Genomic DNA, 16,771 nt, shown 5'->3' with positions numbered 1-16,771 from the left:
CGTGGCAGCCCGGTACCGTGTCTTCTCCGTCCGCGTGGCGGCCGTCACGTCGCTCACCCCGCACTTCGTCCGGGTGACCCTGACGGGCGACGCCCTCGCCGAGTTCTCGTCGGTCGGTCTCGACCAGCGCATCAAGATCGTGCTGCCGATCCCCGGGCACGGCTTCACCGACCTGCCCGACGGCGAGGACTGGTACGGCGCCTGGCGCGCCCTGCCGGACGCGATCCGGAACCCGCTGCGCACCTACACGGTCCGGTCGTTCCGGCCGGACGCCCGCGAGCTCGACATCGACTTCGTCGCGCACGGCGACACCGGACCCGCCTCGCGCTGGGTCTCGGCGTGTCGGGTCGGCGACGAACTCCGCATCGTGGGGCCCGCCGTGCCGTCGTCGCCCGCCGAGCTCCCGACCGGTGCGGCCGAGTTCGACCCGGGTGCCGCCGACCGGATCCTGCTCGCCGGTGACGAGACCGCCGCCCCCGCCATCTGCGCCATCCTCGAGGCGCTCGACGTCGCCACCGTCGGCCACGTCTTCATCGAGGTCCCGACCGACGCCGACCGGCTGCCGGTGTCCGCGCCCGCCGGCGTCGAGGTCCGCTGGATCGCCCGGAACGGTGCCTCGCACGGCGTCCGGATGACCGACCACGTGCACGCCTGGGCATCGACGGTCGCCGCCGGGCCCGCGTGCGGCGACGGAGCGGACCTGCAGGACGTGGACGTCGACGAGCAGGTGCTGTGGGACGTCCCCGACGCCGAGGCGTCGCGGCCCGTGTACGCCTGGATCGCGGGCGAGGCCGGCTGCGTGAAGGAACTCCGACGCCACCTCGTGCGCGGGGTCGGGCTCGACCGGGAACAGGTCGCGTTCATGGGGTACTGGCGGCACGGCAAGGCCGAGAATTGAGCCCTTCCGTCGACGGTGCCGGGTCTGCGTCGTCTGTGCCGGCGACCGCGCTCGGGGCCCGGGGGCTGACGCTCGCGTACGACGACCGCGTGGTGGTGTCGGCGCTCGACGTCGACGTCCCGGACGGGGAGCTCACCGTCATCGTCGGGCCGAACGCGTGCGGCAAGTCGACGTTGCTGAAGTCGTTCGCCCGCACGCTCAAGCCGACGGCGGGCACGGTGTACCTCGACGGGGCCCCGATCTCGTCGTTCCGCCCCAAGGCCGTCGCGCGCCGCATCGGGATGCTCCCGCAGACGCCGATCGCGCCGGACGGCATCACCGTCCGCGACCTCGTGTCCCGCGGGCGCTTCCCGCACCAGGACCTGCTGCACCCGTCCTCGGGCTCGGACCGGCGCGCCGTGCAGGCCGCGCTCGAGCAGACGTCGACCGTGTCGCTCGCCGACCGCGGCGTGGACGAGCTCTCCGGGGGGCAGCGGCAGCGCGTCTGGATCGCGATGGTGCTCGCGCAGGAGACCGACATCGTCCTGCTCGACGAACCGACCACGTTCCTCGACATCGCGCACCAGTACGACGTGCTCGAACTGGCGTCGGCGTTGCACGCGGCCGGTCGGACGGTCGTCGCGGTGCTGCACGACCTGAACCAGGCGGCGCGGTACGCCACCCACGTGATCGCGATGCGGGACGGGTCGATCGTGGCCTCGGGGCCGCCGGCGTCGGTCGTGACCGAGGAGCTGGTCGAGGACGTGTTCGGGCTGCCCTGCGTCGTCGTGACCGACCCCGAGACCGGCACGCCCCTCGTGGTGCCGCGGCGCCGCGCGGCCTGACGCGCGCGGGCGCGCGGCGCGCGCGCCGCAGGCGCGCCGCGCGAGCGGGCGCGACACGCGGCTCGCGTCCGCCGAGCGGGCGGAACCTGCCGCTCGCCCTCACCGAACGGGACGTATTTCGCCCGCTCGGGCTCCGCGCGCCGCCGCGCGAGCAGGCACGACACGCGGCTCGCGTCCGCCGAGCGGGCGGAACCTGCCGCTGTCCCGCGTCGAACGGGACGTATCCCGCCCGCTCGGGCCGACGCATCCGGTGAGCAAGGGACGCCGGACTGGAGGCGAAGGGCGGGCTCGCGCCGTGCCTCCCGTCCGGCCGCGCCTGCCAGCTGAGCGGGCACGACATGCCGCTCGCGTCCGCCAAGCGGGCGGGACCTGCCGCTGGCCCGCGTCGAACGGGACGTATTTCGCCCGCTCGCGGGGGCGGGGCGGGGCGGGGCGGGCGCGCGGGCGGGGGCACGGCGCGGGCGCGTCAGCGGTAGTTACCGTCCTCGAGCCCGGCCTCGATCTCGAACCGGTTCCGCAGGGGGTCCCGCCCCGCCAGCGCGTACACGAGGGGCATGAGCATCCCGTAGCGCCGCCACTGGTCGACGTGCACCCGCTCGTGCCGGAGGACCCGTTCGCCGTCGTTGTCCCGCGTCAGGTACACCGACCCCACGCAGGTGCCACCACGGCGGAAGACCCACCGCGGCAGCCCGGTGCAGACGATCAGCCCGTCGATCACCCGCACCTCCCCGGTGGACAGCGGGACGCCGACGGCGAGGCCGACCGCGGTCGCGAATGCCCAGCCCGCCCGGGACACGGGGGAGTCGAGCAGGGGGTTCCGCACCGCTACTCCGGGCGGCCGTAGGTCTCGAGCAGCCGCAGCCAGATCTCGTTCATGGTCGGGTAGGCGGGGACGGCGTGCCACAGGCGGTCGACCGGGACCTCACCCACGACGGCGATCGTCGCGGCGTGGAGCATCTCGGCGACGTCCTGTCCGACGAAGGTCACACCGACCACGACGCCACGGTCCTCGTCGACGACCATCTTCGCGCGCCCGGTGTACCCGTCGGCCTGCAGCGAGGCGCCCGCCACGTTGCCGAGCTCGTACTCGACCGCCCGGACGTTCAGGCCCTGCTCGCGGGCCTTCGCCTCGGTCAGGCCGACGCTCGCGACCTCGGGGTCGGTGAAGGTGACCTGGGGGACCGCCGCGTGGTCGGCCGTCGCGACGTGCGCGCCCCACGGCTCGGTGTGCAGCGGGGTGCCCTGGTGCCGGGCGGCGATCGCCTCGCCGGCGGCGCGGGCCTGGTACTTGCCCTGGTGGGTGAGGAGTGCCCGGTGGTTGGCGTCGCCGACCGCGTACAGCCAGTCGGTGCCCTGCACGAGCATGGTGTCGTCGACCCGCAGCCAGTCACCGGGGGTGAGGCCGACGGTCTCCAGCCCGAGGTCCTTCGTGTGGGCCGAACGACCGGTCGCGGCGAGCACCTCGCTCGTGACGACCGTCGTCCCGTCGTCGAGCGTGGTCGTCACGAGGCCGTGCTCGTCGCGGTCGACACGCGTGGGGTTCACATCGGTGCGGACGTCGACGCCGAGCTCGCGCAGGGCGTCGGTGACGAGCTCACCGGCGAACGGCTCCATCCCGCCGAGCAGTCCGTGCCGGGCGACGAGGGTGACCTTCGACCCGAGGGAGGCCCAGGCGGTCGCGAGCTCGGAGCCGGCGACACCGCCGCCGATGACGAGCAGGCTCTCCGGGACCTCCTTCGCGCTGGTGCCCTCGCGCGTGCCCCACGGCTTCGCGTCGGCGAGACCCGGCACGTCGGGGAGCGCGTGCAGCGAGCCCGTCACGAGCGCGATGGCCGCCGCTGCCGTGTAGGTCGTGCCGTCGACCTCGAGCGTCTTCTCGCCGGTGATCCGGGCGTGGCCGCGGATCAGGTCGATGCCCGCGGACTCGAGCCACGAGACCTGGCCGTCGTCCTTCCAGTCCGAGGTGAACGAGTTCCGTCGGGCGAGCACGTGCGCGGCGTCGAGGTCGCCCGTGACCGCCTGCGCGGCACCGTCGAGTCGCTTCGCCGCAGCCAGGGCGTGCCCGCTCCGCAGGAGCGCCTTCGAGGGCATGCACGCCCAGTAGGAGCACTCACCGCCGACGAGCTCGGCCTCCACCACGGCGACGCTCAGGCCGCGCTTCTTGGCGTAGTCCGCCACGTTCTCGCCGACTGCGCCGGCGCCGATCACGATGAGGTCGTAGTCCGTCATGGGGCCGAGCGTACGCGCGACGGCATGGGTCACGCCGAGCGACGTGTGCCCCGGTGGCGTCCGTCAGGCCGTCCGGGAAGCGCTCGTCAGCGCGCCCACCGCACGGAGGATCACGCCGAGGTCGTCGACCGCGCGGTCGGGGTCCACCGGCGCGAACCCGGTGAGTGCCGCGCCCGCGAGTCGTCGCCCGCGCGTGGCGGCCTGGATCCGCTCGACGAGCCCGGCGCCGTCGAGGCCGAACGGCACGGGTTCGAGCAGTCCGTCGACCTCGGACGGGTCGAGCACGTCGAGGTCGACGTGCACGAAGACCGCCCCGGCGCCGGTTGCGTCGACCGCCGCCGCGATCGCGTCCGGCGTGGCGGCGTCGACGTCGAGGTGCACGATGCCGGCGCGGTCGAGGGCGTTCGTCTCGGCGTCCTCGACACCGCGGACCCCGGCGACGACGACGGACGTCGGTGCGAGGGTGGGCAGCGCGGGGAAGAGGTCGTCCGGACGGTCGACCAGGATCCGGAGCACCGCGGTCTCGGCGGCGAGCGGCTGGGCGCGGTTCAGGGCGCGGAACCCGCTCGACCCCGCGATGCGCACGAAGGCGGTGTCGGCGCCGAGGCCGACCGTCGCGCCGAGGACGCTCGCACCGTCACCGCCGACGACGAGGACCGGTTCACTCGCGACGGTGGTCTCCTCGGCCACCCGTTCCGCGACCGCGAGCACCGAGGTGTACCGGGCGACGGCGGTCTCGAGCCGGTCGCCGGCTCCGGCGGGGACGTCGACCACGGTGGTGGATGCGCGGGGGAGGTCGGCCGCGATCGCGGCGGCACCGTCCCCGAGGCGCATCGCACGGGACGACGCCGAACCCTGCCACTGACCGACCACGAGGAAGTGCATCGTGCCAGTCTGTCAGGCGCGGTCCGGCGTCGTTCCGAACGGTGTGTCAGAGGCTCGACGAACCGCCGGACTTCAGGGCGGCGAGGCGCGCTTCGACCTCGGCGTCCTTGCCGACGTCCTCGAGGCTCTCGAACTGGGCGTCGAGGCTCGACGACTGCAGCTCCTGCTGGCCGAGGACCTTCGCCTCTTCGCGGCGGACCTTCTCCTCGAAGCGACCGAGGTCGCTCGTCGGGTCGAGGACGTCGATGTTCCCGAGCGCGTCGTTGACCTTGGACTGCGCCTCGGCCGTCTTCGAGCGTGCGACGAGGTTGTCGCGCTTCGAGCGGAGCTCCTCGAGCTTCTGCTCCATGCCGGCGAGCCCGGCCTTGAGCTTCTCCACCGCCTCGTTCTGCGAGGCGAGGTTCGGCTCGGCGTCCTTGACCTCCTGCTCGGCGGCGATCTGCTTGCCGATCGCGATCTTGGCGAGGTTGTCGAACTTGTCCGCCTCGGCCGTCTTGCCCTCGGCGCGGTACTTGTCGGCCGCGGTGGAGGCGTTGGCGGCCTTCTGCCCCCACTCGACCGCGGCCTTCTTGTCCTCTTCGTGGTCCTGCTCGAGCAGTCGGACGTTGCCGATCGTCTGCGCGATCGCCGTCTTGGCGTCGGCGATGTTGTTCGTGTAGTCCCGCACGAGCTGATCGAGCATCTTCTGCGGATCCTCGGCGTTGTCGATGAGCTGGTTGATGTTCGCCCGGACGAGGGTCGAGATGCGACCGAAGATCGTCTGCTTTGCCATTGCTGTTCCCTTTCCTGGAATGACTGGTGTGGTGCTGTTGGTCTGTGGGTGTCCGCGCTAGAAGCGACCGCCGCCGGAGAAGCCCCCGCCGCCTCCGCCGCCCCCGCCACCGCCGAAGCCGCCGCCGCCCCCGAAGCCGCCCCCGCCGCCGAAGCCCCCGCCCCCGAACGAACCGCCGCCGTAGCTGCCACCGCGACCGCCGAGGAGTCCGCCGAGCACGATGCCGGTGACGAGCCCGCCGAGCTGGGCGCCGTTGCCGCCGCCACCGCCGAAGCCGCCGCCACCGCCCCAGCCGCCCATGTCGTCGTTCGCGGCGTCCATCGCCGCTGCCGCGTACTGCTCGGCCGCGCGTGCCGCCTGGAGTGCCTGTCCGGGGTCGGTCGTCGCGAGGTCGACCGCGTCGTCGAGCGCGCGCTGCGCCTCGGACAGCCGGGTGCGTGCGGTCGTCCCGACGGCGCCGCGGTGCAGTGAGATGAACTCGCGCGCCTGGCTGATCCGGTTGCGCGCGTCGCGGAGGGCGTCGTCGAGGGCACGCGCGGCACGGCGCTGCTGTTCCTCGGCTCCGCGTGCGGCGGCGATGGCCTGGTCGATGTCGGTGTTCGCCTTGGTGAGTGCGTCGACCGCGGCGATCGGGTCCTTCGGGTCGAGGCCCTGCCGCAGCACGGTCTCGGCACGGGTGACCGCGGCAGCGAGCTCCGGCCCGCCGGCCGTGAGCGTCCGAGCCGCTGCGACGTCCCCCTCGATGTCGACCCGCATGGCCTCGGCGCGTGCGGTGGCCTCGGCGAAGGTGGACTCGGCCGCGCTCGCGCTCTGTGTCAGTTGCTGCACCTGCGCGAGGGCGTGCTGGGCGTCCCGGACGGCGACGACGGCCTCGCCCTTGTCGCCCGCGGCGATCGCGGCGGTGGCGGCCTCGGAGCGTTCGGTCGCGTACGCGAGGACCTGCTGCGCCTGGTCGACGCTGTCGGACACGGTCGCGAGGGTCCGGCCGGTGTACGCCCGGCGGACGCGGTCGAGCGCCGCGCCGGCCTGCTGCACCGATGCCGGGGCAGCGGCGACGTCCTGCGCCAGCTGCGCGGCGGCGTCCTCGACGCCGTCCTCGAGCGAGCGGAGCCGGTCGAACGCCTCGGTCTGTTCCTCGATCGAGGCGTGCGCCTGCTCGCAGATCGCGATGATCTGGTTCGCCCAGTCGGCGCGCTGCTGCGGGGTGTCCGGCACCTCGTCGTCGAGCTGCTGCTGGAACGTGAAGGCTGTGCGGACCGCGCGCTGCGCCTGGGCGACGGCCTCGGCGAAGGGCTTCGCGGCGTCGGCGCCGAACTGGGCGGTCGCGAACCCGACCTCTTGTTCGGCGGTGCGCAGCTCGTCGTCGATCGTCACGAGTGCGCCGCCGGCGGTGCGTTCGAGGTCGGCGAGCGAGGCTTCCTGCGCCTTCATCGCGGCGGCGGTGCGGCGCTTGTTGCGCGTCCGGATGACGAGGACCGTGACGACGCCCGCGACGACCACCACGGCGAGGAGGATCCACAGCCAGGTGAGGTCCGGCGGCGCCTGTGTCGCGGCGAGGCCGTTCGCGAACGCCACGGCCGCGCCCGACCAGTCGCTCTGCTTCAGGGCCGGCACCAGGTCGTCGTCCACCGCGCTCTCGACGTCGGACTCCGAGATGCTCGTCTCGTTGGTCTGCTGGACGTCGTAGTTCCGCTCGTCCACGGCGACGGACAGCAGGATCCCGTCCGAGTCGATCTGGTTCGCGGACAGCGTCGCGGTGCCCCACGCGGTGTGGTCGGACGGGTCGGTGAACTCCGGCACGAACACGACGTAGAGTTGGGTCTTCGTGTCCGCGTAGAGCTTCTGGACGGCGTCCTCGACCTGCGACTGCTGTGAGGAGCTGAGCACGTCGGCCTCGTCGAGCACGTACTCGCCACCCAGGTCGACCGGTGCGGTCGCGTGTGCCGTGGCTGCCGGCGCGAGCACGAGGAACCCTGCCAGGAGCGCTGCGGCCATGCGTCCGATCCGTCCCGGCGTCCCCCTGTCGGTCCTCGTCCTGCCCGTGGCCGATCCGCCCTGGACCGCTCGCATCCGTCCTCCGTCCGTCGCCGTGGTCGCCGTCCGAGCAGCCCCGGAACCGCGCCCCGGAGCGCTGTTGCCCGGAGTCTATCCACGCGGCGCAGCCCTCGGACAGACTCCGGGCGAACCCTCGTGGAACGTCTGGTCTGTGGAAGTGTTGTACCCCGAGCCGGGGTATGCTCGTGGAGCGTTCGACGACGAACGAGACAGGGGAACTGCGATGGAGCGAACAACCAGCACCGAGGTCGTCCCACTCGAGGACGGCTACCACCGCGTGTCGACCCCCGCGAGCGGGGTCATCGGCTTCGTGCGGGAGCACGACGGCCGGTACGAGGTGCTCCGCGGACGCGTGCGCCAGGCGACGCGGTCCGAGGGCCTCTACAGCACCATGAACGTCGCGCTCATCGCGCTCACCCACGCCTGAACCACCCACGTAGGCTCACCTGCGTGGGTCTGCCGCTCCTCCAGTCGGTCGTCGTGACGCTCCGTGCGTCCGGTCCGGACCGTGCTGCCGACCGGGAGGCGCTGCTCGCCGCCGTCGCGTCGGCGACGGGTGTCGACGTCGCGGCCGTGCGCGCGGGGCGCGTCTGCCCGCACTGCGCCGCGACGGACCACGGCCGTCCCTGGGCCGAGGTCGACGGCTCCGCCGTCGGCGTGAGCCTCGCGCGGACCACCGACCTCGTCGCGCTGGCCGTCGGACCACCGGGGATCGGCGTCGACCTCGAGCGCGTGTCGCGGGTCGCGGCAGCCCCGCTCGACGCGTTCACGCCCGGGGAGCTCGCGCGGTCCGGCGACGCCACCGCGCGGGCTGCCTGCTGGGCGGTGAAGGAGGCGGTCCTCAAGCGCGACGGCCGCGGACTCCGGGTCGATCCGTCGCGTGTCGAGGTCGACCTCGTCCGGGGTGCGGCGACGCTCGACGGCGCCGAGCAGCCGGTCACGGTCGTGTTCCCCGGCGAGGACCTCGTGCTCGCCGTCGCGGCGGGAGGGGTTCCGGTCAGCGTGGGAGCGTGAGGACCTCGGCGCCGTCCTCGGTGATCGCCACCGTGTGCTCGGTGTGTGCGGTGCGGGCCCCGGTGGCGCTGCGGAGCGTCCAGCCGTCCGGGTCGGTCACGAGCACGTCGGTGTCCGCCATCACCCACGGCTCGAGGGCGAGGAGCAGCCCCGGGCGGAGGGTGTAGCCGCGCCCGGGTCGCCCGGTGTTCGACACGTGCGGGTCCTGGTGCATCGTCGAGCCGATGCCGTGGCCGCCGAACTCGACGTTGACCGGGTAGCCGGCGCCCTCGAGCACCGTGCCGATGGCGTGCGACAGGTCGCCCGTCCGCACTCCGGGGCCAGCGATCGCGATCGCTGCCGCGAGGGCGCGTTCCGTCGCGTCGATCAGGGCGAGGTCGGCGGGGTCCGCGGTGCCCACGACGAAGCTGATCGCCGCGTCGGCCGCGATGCCGTCGAGGGACACGGCCAGGTCGAGCGTCAGCAGGTCGCCGTCCTCGAGCGTCCGGTCGTGGGGGAGCCCGTGCAGGACGGCGTCGTTGACCGCGGTGCAGACGTGGTGGCCGAACGGCCCGCGGCCGAACGACGGGGCGTAGTCGACGTAGCAGGACCGGGCGCCGGCGTCCTCGATCATCGCCTTCGTCCACCGGTCGATCTCGAGCAGGTTCGTGCCGACGCGCGTGCGGTCGCGCAGGGTCTGCAGGATCGTGCCGACGAGGGCTCCGGTGGCGCGGGCACGGTCGACCTCGGCCGGGGTGAGGATCTCGATCACGGGATGATCATACCGGTACTCTCTGGCCGGTATTAGAGTAGGGGTATGGTCCGTCTCCCGCTCAGCCCCGACGAGGTCGCCCGCGGGCGCCGGCTCGGAGCCCTGCTCCGCCGTGCGCGCGGGGAGCGTTCGATGCTCGAGACCGCGCTGCGGGCCGGGATCTCGCCGGAGACGCTGCGGAAGATCGAGACCGGCCGCATCGCGACGCCGGCGTTCTCGACGATCGCGTCCGTCGCCGGGGTCGTCGGGCTGTCCCTCGACGCGGTGTGGGCCGAGGTGAACCGCACCCCGGGGACGGCCGACCTCGGCGGCGCTCCGGACCTGGTCGAGACCGCGAGCTGACGCACGCGATGCCGCCGACCGATCCCTAGAGCGCGGGGACGGCGGACTCGTCGAGCCAGGGTGCCGTCACGGCCCGGACCGCGTCGACGTCGGTCCCGGCCGCGTCGGCGAACGCGGCGTGCACGTCCGCCGGGGTGACCGAGCCGTGCCGGTGTCGCTCGGTGATCGTCCGGAGCCCGGCGAAGAAGGCGTCGTCGCCGACCGATCGCCGCACGGCGTGCAGGGCCAGCGCCCCGCGCTTGTAGACACGGTCGTCGAACATGTCCTTCGGGCCCGGGTCGGCCGCGACGAGGTCCTCGGGCTGCTCGAGGAGCCCGTCACGGTACGTCGACGCCAGGGTGTCCGCCGTCGCGCCGCCGCGGTGCTCCGACCAGAGCCACTCGGCGTAGCAGGCGAAGCCCTCGTGCAGCCAGATGTCCTGCCAGCGGGTGACCGTGACGGAGTTGCCGAACCACTGGTGCGCGAGCTCGTGCGCGATCAAGCGGTCGGTACCGTGCTCGCCGTCGACGTGGTTCCGGCCGAAGACCGCCAGGCCGTGCGCCTCGAGCGGGATCTCGAGCTCGTCGTCGGTCACCACGACGCCGTACGACGCGAACGGGTACGGCCCGAACCGGTCGGCGTACAGGGCGAGCATGTCCGGCACCCGTCCGAAGTCGGTCTTCGCGGCAGTGGCGAGGTCGGCGGGGTGGTGCAGCGTGACGGGGGTGTCCGAGCCACGGAGCCTCGTCGTGCGGTAGCGCCCGATCTGCACCGTCGCCAGGTACGTCGCCATCGGCTCGGTCGTGGCGTACGTCCACGTCGTGCCGGCGCGGGCGCGCTCCTTGCCGAGCAGCTCCCCGTTCGCGACGACGTCGTAGGCGGCCTCGGCGGTGATCTCGAACCGGTAGGTGGCCTTGTCGTCCGGGCGGTCGTTGCACGGGAACCACGACGGGGCACCGGTCGGCTGCGCGGCGACGATGACGCCGTCGGTCAGCTCCTCCCAACCGATCTGGCCCCACGGGCTGCGGAGCGGGTGCGGTGTGCCGCGGTACCGCACGTGGACGGTGAACTCCGTGCCGGCGGCGGCGGGCTCGGCCGGGGTCACGGTGAGCTTGTGCGTCGCGGTCGTGTGCTTCTTCGCCCGTTTGCCGTCGACGTCCACCCGGTCGACCGTCATGCCGTGCAGGTCGAGGACGATGCGGTCGAGGTCCTCGTGCGCACGGCCGGTGATCGTCGCGGTGGCGTCGAGGCGGTTCGTCGCGACGCGGTACTCCAGTCGGAGCTCGTAGTGGTGGGCGCTCCACCGTCGGTCGCCGCTGTGCGGGGTGTACGGGTCGGCGTCTGGGTTCGTCGAGGCGGGCTTCACGGTGCCGTCGAGTCTGCCACGGCGACGTGCTCGACGGACGACCGCGCCGGCACCCGCGGCGCCGATGTCCACGGAGCGATCGGGTTCCCCGACCAGTGGGTCCCACCGGGCACCTGCTCCCCGCGCATCACGAGCGAGGCCGGCCCCACGGTCGCCCCCGCCCCGATGCCCGCCGCCGGCAGCACCACGCTGTGCGGACCGAGCGTCGCGCCCGGGTCGAGGCGGACCTCGTCGAGCTGCATCACCCGGTCGTGGAACAGGTGCGTCTGCACGACCGTGCCCCGCGCGACGGCGGCACCGGACCCGATCGTCACGAGGTCGGCCTCCGGCAACCAGTACGTCTCGATCCAGGTGCCGCGGCCGATCGTCGCTCCGAGACTGCGGAGCCACGCCGCGAGGGCCGGCGTCCCCGTGGCCTGCTCGGCGAACCACGGACGCGCCACCGTCTCGACGAACGTGTCCTGCACCTCGTTCCGCCACACGAACGACGACCACAGCGGGTGCTCGCGGGCGGCGATCCGGCCGACGAAGGACCACTTCGCGATCGTCGACACCACCGCCGCGACGGCACCGGCGACGATGAGCACCGGCCCGGCGAGCAGCACCGTCCACCCGATGCCCACGGCCGTCCAGAGCGCGAGGAGCGTGCCGACGACCCCGAGCGCGATCCCCGCGGACACCATCGGGGCGACCAGACGCAGGAGTTCCCAGCAGCCGCGCGCGACCTTGAGGGACCGCGGCGGCCGGAACGTGCGCTCCTCGTCGAACTCCGCCGTGGCGCGCCGGAGCCGCACCGGGGGAGAGCCGAGCCACGACGATCCGCGCTTCGCCTTCTTCGGGACGGCGGACAGCACCGCCACCAGCGCCTCGCGAGGCACCGACCGACCGGCACCCGTCATCCCGCTGTTGCCGAGGAACGCCCGACGCCCCACCTTCGACCGGCCGATCCGCACCCGACCACCACCGAGCTCGTACGTCGCCACCATCGTGTCGTCGGCGAGGAACGCCCCGGACGCGATCTGCGTGAGCGCCGGGATGAGCAGGACCGTCGAGATCTCGGTGTTCCGCCCCACCCGGGCCCCGAGCAGTCGGAGCCACAGCGGGGTCACGAGCGACGCGTACACCGGGAACAGCAGCGTCCGCGCGCCGTCGAGGATCCGTTCGGTCGTCCACACCTGCCACCCGATCCGGGAACGGACCGGGTGCCGACCCTCGTGCAGACCGATGCCGAGCAACCGCACCGCGGCCACCACCAGGCCCGCGTACACGACACCCGCGACCACGGTCCCGAGCGGCACCCACGCCAGCGCGCGCAGCACGGCGTCCCCGAGCGAGTCCGCGCGACCGACGAGCAGCCACACCAGCACCACCCCCGCGGCCGCACCGACCACCGGCAACCCGGCCACGGCCAGGGACCCGGCCCCGTACGCCAGCAGCCACCGGCGTCGCGACGGCGGCCGCGCCTCCCGGTCGTGCCGAGCCGACCCGACGCGCTCCGCCGGCGACCCCGCCCACCGTTCCCCGTCCGGCACCCGGTCCGCGACCGCGGACCCCGCCTCGACCTCGGCACCCACCCCGACGTGCGCACCCGGCAGCAGCGTCGTCCGGCTGTGCACCACCGCGTCCGCGTCGATCCGGACCCGGCCCAGCCGGAACACGTCTCCGTCGACCCAGTGCCCGGCCAGGTCCACCTCCGGCTCCACCGACGCACGCTTGCCGATCGTCAACATGCCGGTGACCGGCGGCAACGCGTGCAGGTCGACGTCCCGACCGATCGACGCACCCAGCGCCCGCGCGTAGTAACTGATCCACGGCGCACCCGCGGTCGACGGGCCGTCCACCGCCTCGGCGATCCGCTCCGCCAACCACACCCGCACGTGCACCTGACCACCCCGGGGATGGTCACCCGGTCGGACCCCCGCGAGCACCAGCCGGACCAGGACGACCGTCACGGCCATCTTCCCCGCCGGCGTCACGAACAGCACCAGGGCCACGACGAGCACCGGCCACGGCACCACCGGGACGAACGGCAGGGTCGTCGCGTGCAGCACCGCCGCGACCAACGCCGTCCACGTCAGCACCCGCAGCCCGCGGAGCACCTGCAGCGGCACCCCCAGCAGCGTCATCGCGAACCCCGTCACCGGAGGGACCGGTCGGACGTCACGCGGGACGGAGACCACAGGACCCGAATCGTCCAGCGCATCCGCCAACGCCCCGATCCTCGGGTGGTCGTACACGTCCGCCACCGTCGTCGTCGGGAAGCGCTCACGGATCGCCGACACCAGCTGCGCCGCCGTCAGGGACCCGCCGCCGTGCGCGAAGAAGTCGTCGTCGACGCTCCCCACCGGCACCCCCAGGATCGCCGACCACCGCTCCGCGATCCACGCCACCGTGTCCGGCAGCAGCGCCGCGTCCGACGACCCCGGCAACGGCCACGGGAGCGCAGCCCGGTCCACCTTGCCCGAGGTCCGCGTCGGCAACGAGTCCACCACCGCCAGCAGGGGGACCAGCGCCGCCGGGAGCTCCGCCCGCAACCGCGCGTTCGCCGCCGCCACGTCCACCGGGACACCCGCCGCCGGCGCCACGTACCCGACCAGCACCTGGTTGCCCGCCGGCGTCCGCTGCACCACCGCGGCACCACCGGCCACGTCCGGGAGCGCCTGCAACGCCGCATCGATCTCGCCCAGCTCGATCCGACGACCACCGAGCTTCACCTGGTCGTCCGCACGACCCTGGAACACCAGCCCCTCGGGCTCGTACCGCACCAGGTCACCGCTCCGGTACGCCCGCTCCCACCCGAGCTCCGGGAACGGCGCGTACTTCTCGGCGTCCTTCGCCGGGTCCAGGTACCGCCCCAACCCGACACCGCCGATCACGAGCTCCCCGACCTCGCCGGGCGCGACCCGGGCCCCCGCCGCGTCCACCACCGCCAGGTCCCAGCCGTCGAGCGGCAACCCGATCCGCACCGGCGTGCTCCCGTCCAGCAACGACCCGCACGCCACCACCGTCGCCTCGGTCGGCCCGTACGTGTTCCAGACCTCCCGGTGGCGGCTCGCGATCCGCGCCGCGAGCTCCGGCGGACACGCCTCACCCCCGAAGATCACCAGCCGCACCTGCTCCAGCGCGTCGTCCGGCCACAGCGCCGCGAGCGTCGGCACCGTCGACACCACCGTGATCCCGTGCGCGATCAACCACGGACCGAGGTCCACCCCCGTCCGCACCAGTGACCGGGGCGCCGGAACCAGAGCGGCACCGTGCCCCCACGCCAGCCACATCTCCTCGCAGGACGCGTCGAACGCCACGCTCAGCCCCGCCAGCACCCGGTCGCCCGGACCGATCGGTGCGGCCTGCAGGAACATCCGCGCCTCGGCGTCCACGAACGCCGCAGCGCTGCGGTGGGTGACCGCCACGCCCTTCGGCACACCCGTGGACCCGGACGTGAAGATGATCCACGCATCGTCGTCCTCGTGGGGGAGTGCGGCGCTCGCCGCGGGGTCCGTCACGGGCAGTTCGCCGCCGTCGCGGTCGCGCAGGACGCCGCCGGCTCCGATGACGCCCACGACGTCGGCCTCGCCGAACACCAGGGTCGCGCGTTCCTCGGGATCGTCGGCGTCGACGGGCACGTACGCGGCGCCGGCGGCGAGCACCGCGAGGATCGACACGTACAGGTCGCGTCCACCGGAGGGAATCCGCACGCCGACCCGGTCACCCCGTCGGACCCCGCGTCGGCCGAGCTCGTCGGCCTGCTCGTGCACCCGCCGGACGAGCGTCGCGTAGTCGAGGGTGCCGGCCGGGTCCTCGAGCGCGGTGGCGTCGGGGTGCTCGGCGGCGGTCGCGGTGAGGACGTCGAGCAACGTCCGTGGTGCCGGTGCACGGTCGCCGCGGGCGAGTTCGTGCTGCGGGTTCCCGGTGGCTGCGGTCATCGAGTCCTCTTCCCGGTCGCGTGCGGGGTCGACCGGCCCGTGATCCTAGGGGGTGGAGGTGTCGCGTCCGGAAACTCCCGGGGCGGCTGTGCCCGGACCGAGCGACGCCGGTGCGTCGGGCATCGCTCGCGCCGGACCGAGCGACGCCGGTGCGTCGGGCATCGCCCGCGCCGGAAACAGCGACGCGGGTGCAGCGGGCATCGCTCGCGTCGGACCGAGCGACGCCCGTGCCGCGTCGAGCGTCGCGGCGAGCCCGATCGAGTCGTCGAGGGAGTGCAGCGGCGACTCGGTGCGCCCTTCGGCGACGGAGCGCGCCAGCGCCGCGGCCTGCCAGACGAGGCCCTGCCGGCCCCGCAGGCCGCTGGTGTCCGCCCAGTGCGCCGCCTCGGCGCCGTGGTGCAGCGCGAACGACGCCGGGAACACGAAGTGGTCCGTGTAGCGCACGGTGGCGGTGCTGCCCGCGATGACCGCGAGTCCCGGCGTCCACGCCGTCATCGTCGTGGTCACGACCGTCTGCGCGCCGCCGGCGGCCGTCGACACGGTGACCGACTGGAGGTCCACCCCGCGTCCCGAGACCGCACCGGTCGTGCGCCGGGTCACCGGGGCGCCGGTGGCGAAGCGTGCGAACCAGTGTCCGTAGACACCGGCGTCGAGCAGGGCGCCGCCGCCGGCGGCCGGGTCGAACATGCGGTCGGCGGGGTCGGGCTCGTGCGGCCAGCCGACGTCGACGGACACGAGGTGGACGTCGCCGAGGACGCCGTCGGCGAGCAGCCTCGCGACGACCGTGGTGCCCGGCAGGTACCGGGTCCACATCGCCTCCATCGCGAACACCCCGGCGCGGCGGGCGGCGTCGGCGAGGGTCCGGGTGTCCGCCTCGGAGGTGGTCATCGGCTTCTCGACGAGGACGTGCTTGCCGGCGGCGATCGCGAGCAGGGCGTGGCCGAGGTGCTGCGGGTGCGGCGAGGCGACGTAGACGACGTCGACGGCGGGGTCGGCTACGAGCGCCTCGTACGAGCCGTGCACCCCGGGGATGCCGTGGCGGCGGGCGAAGGCGGCGGCGCGCTCGTGGGAGCGGGAGCCCACGGCGACGACGCGCTGGTCGGACGCGGCGTGGAGTGTGGCGGTGAAGTCGTTCGCGATGGTGCCGGGGCCGATCACGCCCCACCGGAGTGTCGGGCCGCCTCGGAGCGGAGCAACGTCAGGTTCCGGGAACACCATCGTCATGCGCCCGACGCTACCCGAGCACGCACGCGCCACGGCGGCCCCGCCCCGACGCCCGTGCCCCAGCCGCTCCGGACGGAAGGTCGGCGGAACCAGCATCATGATGGCCCCGCCCTGACCGCCCCCGGAGGGGAGGTCGGCGAAGCCGGCATCGCGGGCAGCCGCCTGAGCGGAGCGAAGTCGTCTGCTTCCGCGGAAATGTCACTGTGCCCCCAGGAGGATTCGAACCTCCGCCCCTGCCTCCGGAGGGCAGTGCTCTATCCCCTGAGCTATGGGGGCCCTGGGTGAGATCAACCGTAGCAGGTCCGCACGGCTGCCCGAGACCACGCGTGTCGCGATCGGTCCTTCCCAGAACGCGCGCGATGGGAGGTGGGAACGGGCGTACCCGGTCGGAAGAATGGACCAGGTACGCCCGTTCCCGGCAGGCACGCCCGTTTACGACAGGCACGCCCGTTTACGACAGGTACGCCCCTTCGTGGCCGGTACGCCCGGTCCCGCCGGGGACGCCCGGG

At 73.8% G+C, this 16,771-nt stretch carries 14 protein-coding genes and 1 tRNA gene; 5 read left to right on the top strand and 10 right to left on the bottom strand.

The genetic code is table 11. The features are described from left to right. Position 1 precedes the first annotated feature (1 nt). Both ACIQUC_RS03820 and ACIQUC_RS03815 read left to right on the top strand, forming a co-directional pair. A complete protein-coding gene (locus tag ACIQUC_RS03820) occupies positions 2-898 on the top strand; it encodes a siderophore-interacting protein (protein WP_402263381.1) in 897 nt (298 codons plus the stop codon). Continuing rightward, a complete protein-coding gene (locus ACIQUC_RS03815) occupies positions 895-1,722 on the top strand; it encodes an ABC transporter ATP-binding protein (RefSeq protein WP_402263378.1) in 828 nt (275 codons plus the stop codon). The genes ACIQUC_RS03820 and ACIQUC_RS03815 overlap by 4 nt, the downstream gene beginning before the upstream one ends. A 466-nt stretch (positions 1,723-2,188) precedes the next feature. On the opposite strand, the gene ACIQUC_RS03810 is transcribed toward ACIQUC_RS03815, so the two are convergent. The 5 genes from ACIQUC_RS03810 to ACIQUC_RS03790 form a co-directional block, all read right to left on the bottom strand. Next, positions 2,189-2,545: a Fe-S oxidoreductase gene (locus ACIQUC_RS03810; protein WP_402263376.1), complete on the bottom strand. Its 357-nt coding sequence runs from the start codon at positions 2,543-2,545 to the stop codon at positions 2,189-2,191. 2 nt (positions 2,546-2,547) lie between these two features. Then, complete coding sequence (locus tag ACIQUC_RS03805; RefSeq protein ID WP_402263373.1) at positions 2,548-3,951, bottom strand: dihydrolipoyl dehydrogenase family protein; 1,404 nt, start codon at positions 3,949-3,951, stop codon at positions 2,548-2,550. A gap of 63 nt (positions 3,952-4,014) precedes the next feature. Further along, positions 4,015-4,836, bottom strand: a complete 822-nt coding sequence (locus tag ACIQUC_RS03800) for an arginase family protein (protein WP_402263370.1) — start codon at positions 4,834-4,836, stop codon at positions 4,015-4,017. A gap of 46 nt (positions 4,837-4,882) precedes the next feature. Then, entirely contained in the window at positions 4,883-5,608 is a 726-nt protein-coding gene (locus ACIQUC_RS03795) for a PspA/IM30 family protein (protein WP_402263368.1), read from the bottom strand. A gap of 57 nt (positions 5,609-5,665) precedes the next feature. Continuing rightward, a complete protein-coding gene (locus ACIQUC_RS03790) occupies positions 5,666-7,603 on the bottom strand; it encodes a TPM domain-containing protein (protein WP_402263365.1) in 1,938 nt (645 codons plus the stop codon). Between the two features lie 283 nt (positions 7,604-7,886). Here ACIQUC_RS03790 and ACIQUC_RS03785 point away from each other — a divergent pair, with 283 nt between their 5' ends. Continuing rightward, the gene (locus ACIQUC_RS03785; RefSeq protein WP_022905704.1) at positions 7,887-8,090 is read left to right on the top strand and encodes a hypothetical protein; all 204 of its coding nucleotides are present in this window, start codon (positions 7,887-7,889) and stop codon (positions 8,088-8,090) included. A gap of 23 nt (positions 8,091-8,113) precedes the next feature. After that, entirely contained in the window at positions 8,114-8,677 is a 564-nt protein-coding gene (locus ACIQUC_RS03780) for a 4'-phosphopantetheinyl transferase family protein (RefSeq protein ID WP_402263362.1), read from the top strand. Here ACIQUC_RS03780 and map read toward each other — a convergent pair. Further along, entirely contained in the window at positions 8,661-9,428 is a 768-nt protein-coding gene (gene map, locus ACIQUC_RS03775; protein ID WP_402263359.1) for a type I methionyl aminopeptidase, read from the bottom strand. The two genes, ACIQUC_RS03780 and map, sit on opposite strands and share 17 nt — an antisense overlap. Positions 9,429-9,473: 45 nt before the next feature. On the opposite strand from map, the gene ACIQUC_RS03770 reads away from it, so the two are divergent. Beyond that, positions 9,474-9,770, top strand: a complete 297-nt coding sequence (locus ACIQUC_RS03770; RefSeq protein WP_402263356.1) for a helix-turn-helix domain-containing protein — start codon at positions 9,474-9,476, stop codon at positions 9,768-9,770. Between the two features lie 25 nt (positions 9,771-9,795). Here the strand turns inward: ACIQUC_RS03770 and ACIQUC_RS03765 are convergent, their stop codons facing one another. From ACIQUC_RS03765 to ACIQUC_RS03750, 4 genes are all read right to left on the bottom strand, one after another. Next, entirely contained in the window at positions 9,796-11,115 is a 1,320-nt protein-coding gene (locus ACIQUC_RS03765) for a M1 family metallopeptidase (protein WP_402263353.1), read from the bottom strand. Continuing rightward, the gene (locus ACIQUC_RS03760; protein WP_402263350.1) at positions 11,112-15,038 is read right to left on the bottom strand and encodes a Pls/PosA family non-ribosomal peptide synthetase; all 3,927 of its coding nucleotides are present in this window, start codon (positions 15,036-15,038) and stop codon (positions 11,112-11,114) included. The genes ACIQUC_RS03765 and ACIQUC_RS03760 overlap by 4 nt, the downstream gene beginning before the upstream one ends. 45 nt (positions 15,039-15,083) lie before the next feature. After that, on the bottom strand, positions 15,084-16,262 hold the full coding sequence (locus tag ACIQUC_RS03755) for a Gfo/Idh/MocA family protein (protein WP_402263347.1): 1,179 nt from the start codon (positions 16,260-16,262) through the stop codon (positions 15,084-15,086). Positions 16,263-16,466: 204 nt separating this feature from the next. Next, positions 16,467-16,538, bottom strand: a tRNA-Arg gene (locus ACIQUC_RS03750). Between the last annotated feature and the right edge of the window lie 233 nt (positions 16,539-16,771).

This window comes from Curtobacterium sp. NPDC098951 (genome assembly GCF_044759965.1).
Lineage (GTDB): Bacteria > Actinomycetota > Actinomycetes > Actinomycetales > Microbacteriaceae > Curtobacterium.
The sequence above is the reverse complement of the archived record's forward strand: the minus strand, read 5'-3'. Positions and strand labels throughout refer to the sequence as shown.